Below are 6499 nucleotides of genomic sequence, written 5' to 3' on the forward strand. Positions count from 1 at the left end.
AAGGGCGCGGGGAACTGCGCGGCAAGCCACGACGAGCCCGCACTGCGCACACCACCGCACGCGGCAGATGCTCCCCGCCCCATCGCCCCACACCTGATCACCGGCCGGTCACACTCCCGCTCCCCTCCAGAGGGCTCCACGTCGCCGCGACGCCACCCCGCGTTGACACGCTGCCCGAGTGTTGGCCATGGCTTTCCCCGTCGATCTCCGCCGCTGCCAGATACTCGGTCTGGCCGGCACCGCCTTCCTCGCGGCAGGAGGTGAGACGGCCGGAGCCCTGCCCGTACGCGACCTCCTGCACCCGGCATCCGCGCGGGCGGTCCTCGGCCTGGTGGCGGTGTACTTCGGACTGGTCCTGCTGATCGCGGCCTGGGCGCTGCTGGGCCGGCTGGTCCGAGGGCCGAGACCGCCCGCTCCCCGCGCCCTGCTGCTCGTCCTCGCCGTCTGGGCCGCCCCGCTGCTGCTCGCCCCGCCGCTGTTCAGCCGCGACGTCTACAGCTACCTCGCCCAAGGGGCGATGGCCGACGCGCACATGGACGTCTACGCGCACGGGCCGTCGCGACTCGGCGGCCCCCTCGCCGGCGAGGTCGCCCCGCTCTGGCGTCACACCGGCGCCCCGTACGGCCCGGTGTTCCTCGCCGTCGCCGCGGCCCTGTCGGCGCTGACGCGCGGTGAACTGCCCGCCGGACTGTTCGGGATGCGGCTCGTCGCGCTCGCCGGCGTGGCCCTCATGGCCGCCGCGCTGCCCCGACTCGCACGCCACAGCGGCGCCGACCCCGCCGCCGCGCTGTGGCTGGGAGCCCTCAACCCGCTCGTCCTGCTGCACCTGGTCGCGGGCGCGCACAACGACGCCGTCATGCTGGGCCTGCTCGGCACCGGCCTGGTGGCGGCGCTCGGCCGGTGGCCGTTGCTCGGCGCCGTCCTCGTCACGCTCGCCGCACTGGTCAAGGCACCCGCCGCGCTCGGTCTCGCCGCCGTCGTCGTCCTCCAGGTGCGTGCGGGCCGCGGTACGGCCCAGGCCCTCGTGACGACCGCCGTCGCGGCCGCGGGGACGACCGTCGCGGCCACGGCCGCGGCGGGCACCGGATACGGCTGGATCGGTGCCCTGAACACGCCCGTCTCGCCGCAGAACTGGGCCCTGACCACCCTGCTCGGCCGCGCCACCCGCGCCCTGCTGGAACACTTCGGCAGCGATCTCGCGCCCCTGACGATCCCCGCCTGGCACGCGCTGGGCGTCGTGGCGGCCGGGGCCGCGATCGTGGTGATCTGGCTCCGGCTGCGGCCGCGACCGGTGTACGCGCTGGGCCTGAGCCTGGCGGCGGTGGCCGCGCTCGGCCCGGCGATCCGCCCCTGGTACGCGCTGTGGGGCCTGTTCCTCATCGCCGCCGCCGCACCCAGCACCTCCGTACGCCACCGCACGGCGGCGGTGACCGGCGTGCTGGCGCTCTGCGTCCTGCCCGGCGGCGGCCCGGCCGACACCGGGCAACTCGTGCTGGCCGTCTCCGGCGGGGCACTCGCGGTCGTCGTGCTGTGGCAGGCCCACCAGGCGGAGTCGGCACCGGCGCTGGGACACACGGCATGACCCCGAGCGTGCCGCGCACCGACCGCGGACGACTGCTGCTCGTGCTCGCCCTCGCCACGGTGGTGACGGTCTTCACCGCGACCGTGCCCCTGCTGCGCGACTGGTTCGACCTGCGCGTCTACTACGGAACCATCGACAACTGGGTCCACCGCGGCGGCCGGATCTACGACTACCGGGTCCCCGGCACGGTGTACGGCTTCACCTACCCGCCGTTCGCAGCCGTCGTCATGCTGCCGATGGCCCTGCTGGACCTGCGCACCGCGGTCGGCGCCGCCCTGCTGCTCAACGCGGCGGCCCTGGCCCTGATCCTGCGGCTGCTCACCGGCCCTGCCTGGCGGCGCCACGGCTGGTACGGATGGGCCCTGACCGCCTGCGTCCTCGCGCTGTTCGAGCCGCTGCGCGACACCTTCAGCTTCGGCCAGGTGAATCTGCTGCTGCTGGCGCTCGTGCTCACCGACGCGGCGCTGCTGGCCGGCGGACGCACACGCTGGGCGGGCATCGGCATCGGGCTGGCGGCCGCGATCAAGCTCACGCCGGCGTTGTTCATCGGTCTGCTGCTGGTGGCCCGGAGGTGGCGCGCGGCGGCGTTCGCCACGGCCGTCGCCCTCGGTGCCACGGCTCTCGCGGCAACGGCGGACCCCGACGCCTCTCGCTTCTACTGGACCGAGGCGCTGTGGGACACCAACCGGGTGGGCCGCCTCGGCTACGTCTCGAATCAGTCGGTGCAGGGCGTTCTGGCCCGGCTGGGCGAGACGGACCGGGCTTTGTGGGCGGCGGCGGTCCTGCTGGTCCTCGGCGTGTGGGCGCTGCGAGCCCGCCGGGCGGTCACCGCGGGGGACTGGGCGGCGGCGTTCGCCCTGACCGGCCTCGCCGCCTGTCTCGTCAGCCCGGTCACCTGGGTGCACCATCTGGTGTGGCTGCTGCCGTCCTTCGCCGTGCTGATCCGTACCGGGCGCATCCGGATCGCGGGGGCCCTGTACGCGGTGCTGTGTACGAGCGTGGTGTGGCTGTGGTTCGACGACGCGTCCGGCGTCGACGGCTTCCTGGGCAGCAACACCTACGCCTGGATCACCCTGGGCCTGCTGCTGTGGCTGCCGACCGGTCAGCAGTCTCCGGAACGGCGGACCGGCAGCCGCAGCACCAGCACCACGACCACCGCGCCCAGCCCTGCGGCACCCGCGATCAGCCCCGCTTCCGTCCAGCCGGAGCCGGCCTCCTTCGGCACGGCGGCCGCGACGGCGGGCGCAGTCGCCGCGGCCGGTCGCTCCGCAGGCCTCGACGTGTCGAGCGAACCCACGGGTTCGACCCGGCCGCCCGCCTCGAAGCCCCAGTCGAGCAGTGAGCGGGCCTCCTCGTACACCGCGGAGCCGCCGCCCTCCTGAGGGTTCATCACCGTCACGACGAGGGTGCGCCCGTCGCGCCGCGCCGCCGCGACGAGGGTGTTGCCCGCCTTGCTGGTGTAGCCGTTCTTGATGCCGATCAGCCCCCGGTACGGCTTCACACCGCGGGCGCCGCTCAGCAGCCGGTTGGTGTTGAGGATCGGGTACGACGAGTGTGAGCCGTCCGGGAACCTGGCCTCGACGGTGGCGCAGTACCGCGCGAAGTCGGGATTGCGCAGCCCGACGCGGCCGAAGACCGCCAGATCGAACGCCGACGACACCTGGCCCGGCGCGTCGTAGCCGTCCGGGGAGACCACATGCGTGTCGCGGGCGCCGAGGGACCGGGCCTTGGCCTGCATGCGCTGCGCCGTGGCCCGCCAGCCGCCGTTGAGTTCGGCCAGGACGTGCACGGCGTCGTTGCCGGAGTTGAGGAAGACGCCCCGCCACAGGTCGGCGACCCGGTAGGTACGGCCCTCGGCGACCCCGACCATGCTGCTGCCGGCCCCGATGCCCCGGAGTTCCCGCGCGCGGACCGTGTGCCGGATGCCGGCCGGCAGCGTGGGCAGCACGGTGAGAGCGAACAGGGTCTTCAGGGTGCTGGCCGGGGGCAGCCTGCGGTGCGCGTTGTGGGCGGCGAGCACCTCGCCGGTGCGGGCGTCGGCCACCAGCCAGGACAGCGCGGAAGTCTCCGGGAGGCGGGGCGCCCCGGCGCGCGGGCGGACCTGGGTGCCGGGGCGGTACAGCAGCGAAGGGTGCGGTTCCGCCGACCTCGGCCCGGCCGGTGGACTGGGCTCCGCCCCGCCGGAGCGGGCCGCAGCGGCGGGCATCACGGCCAGCAGTCCCGCCGCGCAGAGCGCACACGTCGACGCGGCCACCCGGGAAGAGAATCCGTGGATCATCTGATCAACGTAGGAACGGATGTCCTCCGCACCGCGACGACCGGGCCGGACATCACGCGCGAGCACCCGGATGCCGCACGTACGGCGCCGAACCCCACCGGGCACGGGGAGGGAATTCCCCCACGCGGGACGATCTTGGTTGATATACGCTGCGTCTGACTTGTTCGAACAGTTCGGCGAATCCGTGCCAACCGATTCGCCCTGCCCGGGGGGGCATTCCCATGACTTCGCACTCCCGCGCGGTGCTCGGCATCGCGCTCACTCCCGTCTTCGCTCTGGCGGCCACCGACCCGGCCGCCGCCCACACCACCGACCCGGCCGCCGCCGACACCACCGCCACGGCCGCCGCCACCACCGCCATGGCCACCACCGGAGGCACCGCTGTGGCCGCGGTCGAGACGCGTGCGCCGGGCCCGTGGGGCACCCGAGCCCTCCACGCCCCGGCCCCCAACCCAGGTGACGCCGCGGGTGGGCTGAGCGCCCTGGTGTCGGCCGGGGACGGCGCCCTCGTCTCCCTCACCCACGACGGGCGTTCCACCCGGATCCGGCCCGCCGGCGGCACCCGCTGGCTCACCCCGCAGACCTGGCCGGACGCCGGCTCGTACAGCACCGAGTTGGTCTCGCTCGCGGACGGCACGGTGCGCCTGGCCTGGCGGGCCAAGCGCGCCGACGACCACGGCAACCACTGGCTCAAGGTCGCCACCCTCACGCCCGGCGCGACCGCCTTCTCCGAGCCCGAGTACGTCGCCGCGGTCCCCGAGAAGGGCTACCACCACCTGGCGGCGGCCCCCGACGGCCGGTTGGTGGCCGTGTGGTCGGTCTCCGGTGTCGTGAGGGCCGTCGAGAAGACCGGCCCGCAGGCCGCGTGGACCGCTCCGGCCGACCTCAACGAGCAGCCGCCGTCCGGCAGCCGCGACATCGCCAACATGGATCTCGCGGTCGCCGAGGACGGCACCGCCCTGCTGGTGTGGCAGTGGCAGGCGAGCAAGGCCGTCGTCGCCCTGGAGAAGGCCCCCGGCGCGTCCGCCTGGACCGCGGTCCAGGGCTTCCCGGTCCCGGGCAAGGATCTCGCGCGCCCGAAGGTGTTCGCCGTTCCGCAGGGCGGCTTCGACGTCTTCTACGACGACCTCGCGCACCTCATGCACTCCCGCCGACCCGCCGGCGCCACGCAGTGGAGCACCCCGCAGTCCGCCGACAGCCGTGGCAGCACGTACAGGATGACGGCGCCCGTCCACCTGCCCAACGGCGATCTCTTCGTGGCCGGCGGGCCCACCACCCCCTGGTACGCGGTGCGTTCGGCGGCCACCGGCCTCTGGCGGTCGTACGCGCAGCGCTTCTCCAGCCACCAGAAGGTGCGCAATGTCGCCGCGGTCGCCACCTCCGGCGACACGGTCACGGTGACGTGGCGGGAGGGCTACTCGTACGAGGAGTACACGATGGCCGCCGTCTTCAAGGGCGGCACCTGGTCCACCCCGCGGCGGCTGAGTGCGAAGAGCGCCCAGTTCGCCGGGCCGCCGCAGGTGGCCGCCGACGCCCTCGGCCGGCCCGTCGTGCTGTGGGACGAGTACCTGCGGAGCGAGACGAACGGCACCGTCCTGGACGGCGTGTACGAGGCCACCACCACCGGCCGCGCGCTGCCCAAGTGGCGTGACTACACGGACGACGGCAAGGCCGACCTGTTCGGCCGGGGCAGCGCCGGGCTGAAGGTGTACGCGGGTGACGCGACGAAGCTGACCGCGGGGCAGCGCGCGAGCGGCTGGCCGACAGGCACGCTCGTCCTGCCCTTCGGCGACCTCGACGGCGACCGCTGCAACGACGTGTTCGTCCGCTCCCCGAAGGGCGAGGCCCGCGTCCACCCGACGATCTGCGGCGGCGGGCTGCCCGACCAGCAGTCGTTCTCCGTGAAGGTCTCCTCGGACTGGAGCGCGTACAACGCGGTCGTCTCGCCCGGCGACGTGACGGGAGACGGCAGGGCCGACCTGCTGACCCGGTCCGCCTCGACCGGGAAGCTGTACGTGTACGCGAACAACGGCGCGGGCGGCTTCAAGGCCCGAGCGCTCGCCGGGTCCGGCTTCGGCGGCTACAAGAGGCTGATCGCCGCGGGAGACCTGGGCGGCGACGGCAGGAACGACCTGCTGGCCATCGACGCGTCGAACGAGCTGTGGCGGTTCGACGGGACCGGCGCCGGCACCTTCAAGCCGCGGTCGCTGGTCTTCAAGGACTGGGGCACCTCCTACAAGGACGTGGTCGGCGGACTCGACCTGTCCGGCGACGGCCGGTCCGACCTGGTCTCACTCGACAAGGACGGCCGAGCCTGGCTGAACCGGGGCGACGGAAAGGGCGGTTTCGACAACCGGTCCCAGGTCGGCAGGACCACGAACTGGTCGGACATCCGCATCTCCTGACGGCACGGATCCGTGCGCGGTCCGGGACCGTGGGGCCCCGGAGGTGGGTTCGTCTCTGATCCCGCCTCCGGGGGCGTGGCCGGGCCCGCCCGGCCACGTGGTCCCGTTCAGTGGCTCGACCAGTGATCGACAAGACGCTCCCTAGTAGTGCTTTGTTAGGTCGTGTCGTAGGGCTGCCATGGGGTGGGTTGTCGGCAGGTGGGACATGTGCCGGTCCAGGTGGCCAGGAGGTGT

General features: G+C 73.8%; 3 protein-coding genes and 1 pseudogene. 3 read left to right on the forward strand and 1 reads right to left on the reverse strand.

The features are described from left to right. Positions 1 to 187: 187 nt before the first annotated feature. Both mptB and AC07F0_RS36640 read left to right on the forward strand, forming a co-directional pair. Complete coding sequence (mptB, locus tag AC07F0_RS36635; protein WP_478984319.1) at positions 188 to 1582, forward strand: polyprenol phosphomannose-dependent alpha 1,6 mannosyltransferase MptB; 1395 nt, start codon at positions 188 to 190, stop codon at positions 1580 to 1582. Further along, on the forward strand, positions 1579 to 2964 hold the full coding sequence (locus AC07F0_RS36640; RefSeq protein WP_478984321.1) for a glycosyltransferase family 87 protein: 1386 nt from the start codon (positions 1579 to 1581) through the stop codon (positions 2962 to 2964). Before mptB ends, AC07F0_RS36640 begins: the two co-directional genes overlap by 4 nt. 11 nt (positions 2965 to 2975) lie before the next feature. Here AC07F0_RS36640 and AC07F0_RS36645 read toward each other — a convergent pair. After that, positions 2976 to 3860 (reverse strand): annotated as a pseudogene (locus tag AC07F0_RS36645) (D-alanyl-D-alanine carboxypeptidase family protein); the annotation flags it as partial. A gap of 221 nt (positions 3861 to 4081) precedes the next feature. On the opposite strand from AC07F0_RS36645, the gene AC07F0_RS36650 reads away from it, so the two are divergent. Further along, positions 4082 to 6265, forward strand: coding sequence for an FG-GAP repeat domain-containing protein (locus tag AC07F0_RS36650; protein WP_478984322.1), 2184 nt, complete (start codon positions 4082 to 4084; stop codon positions 6263 to 6265). Positions 6266 to 6499 lie beyond the last annotated feature (234 nt).

It is taken from the genome of Streptomyces sp. NPDC045955, assembly GCF_056430805.1.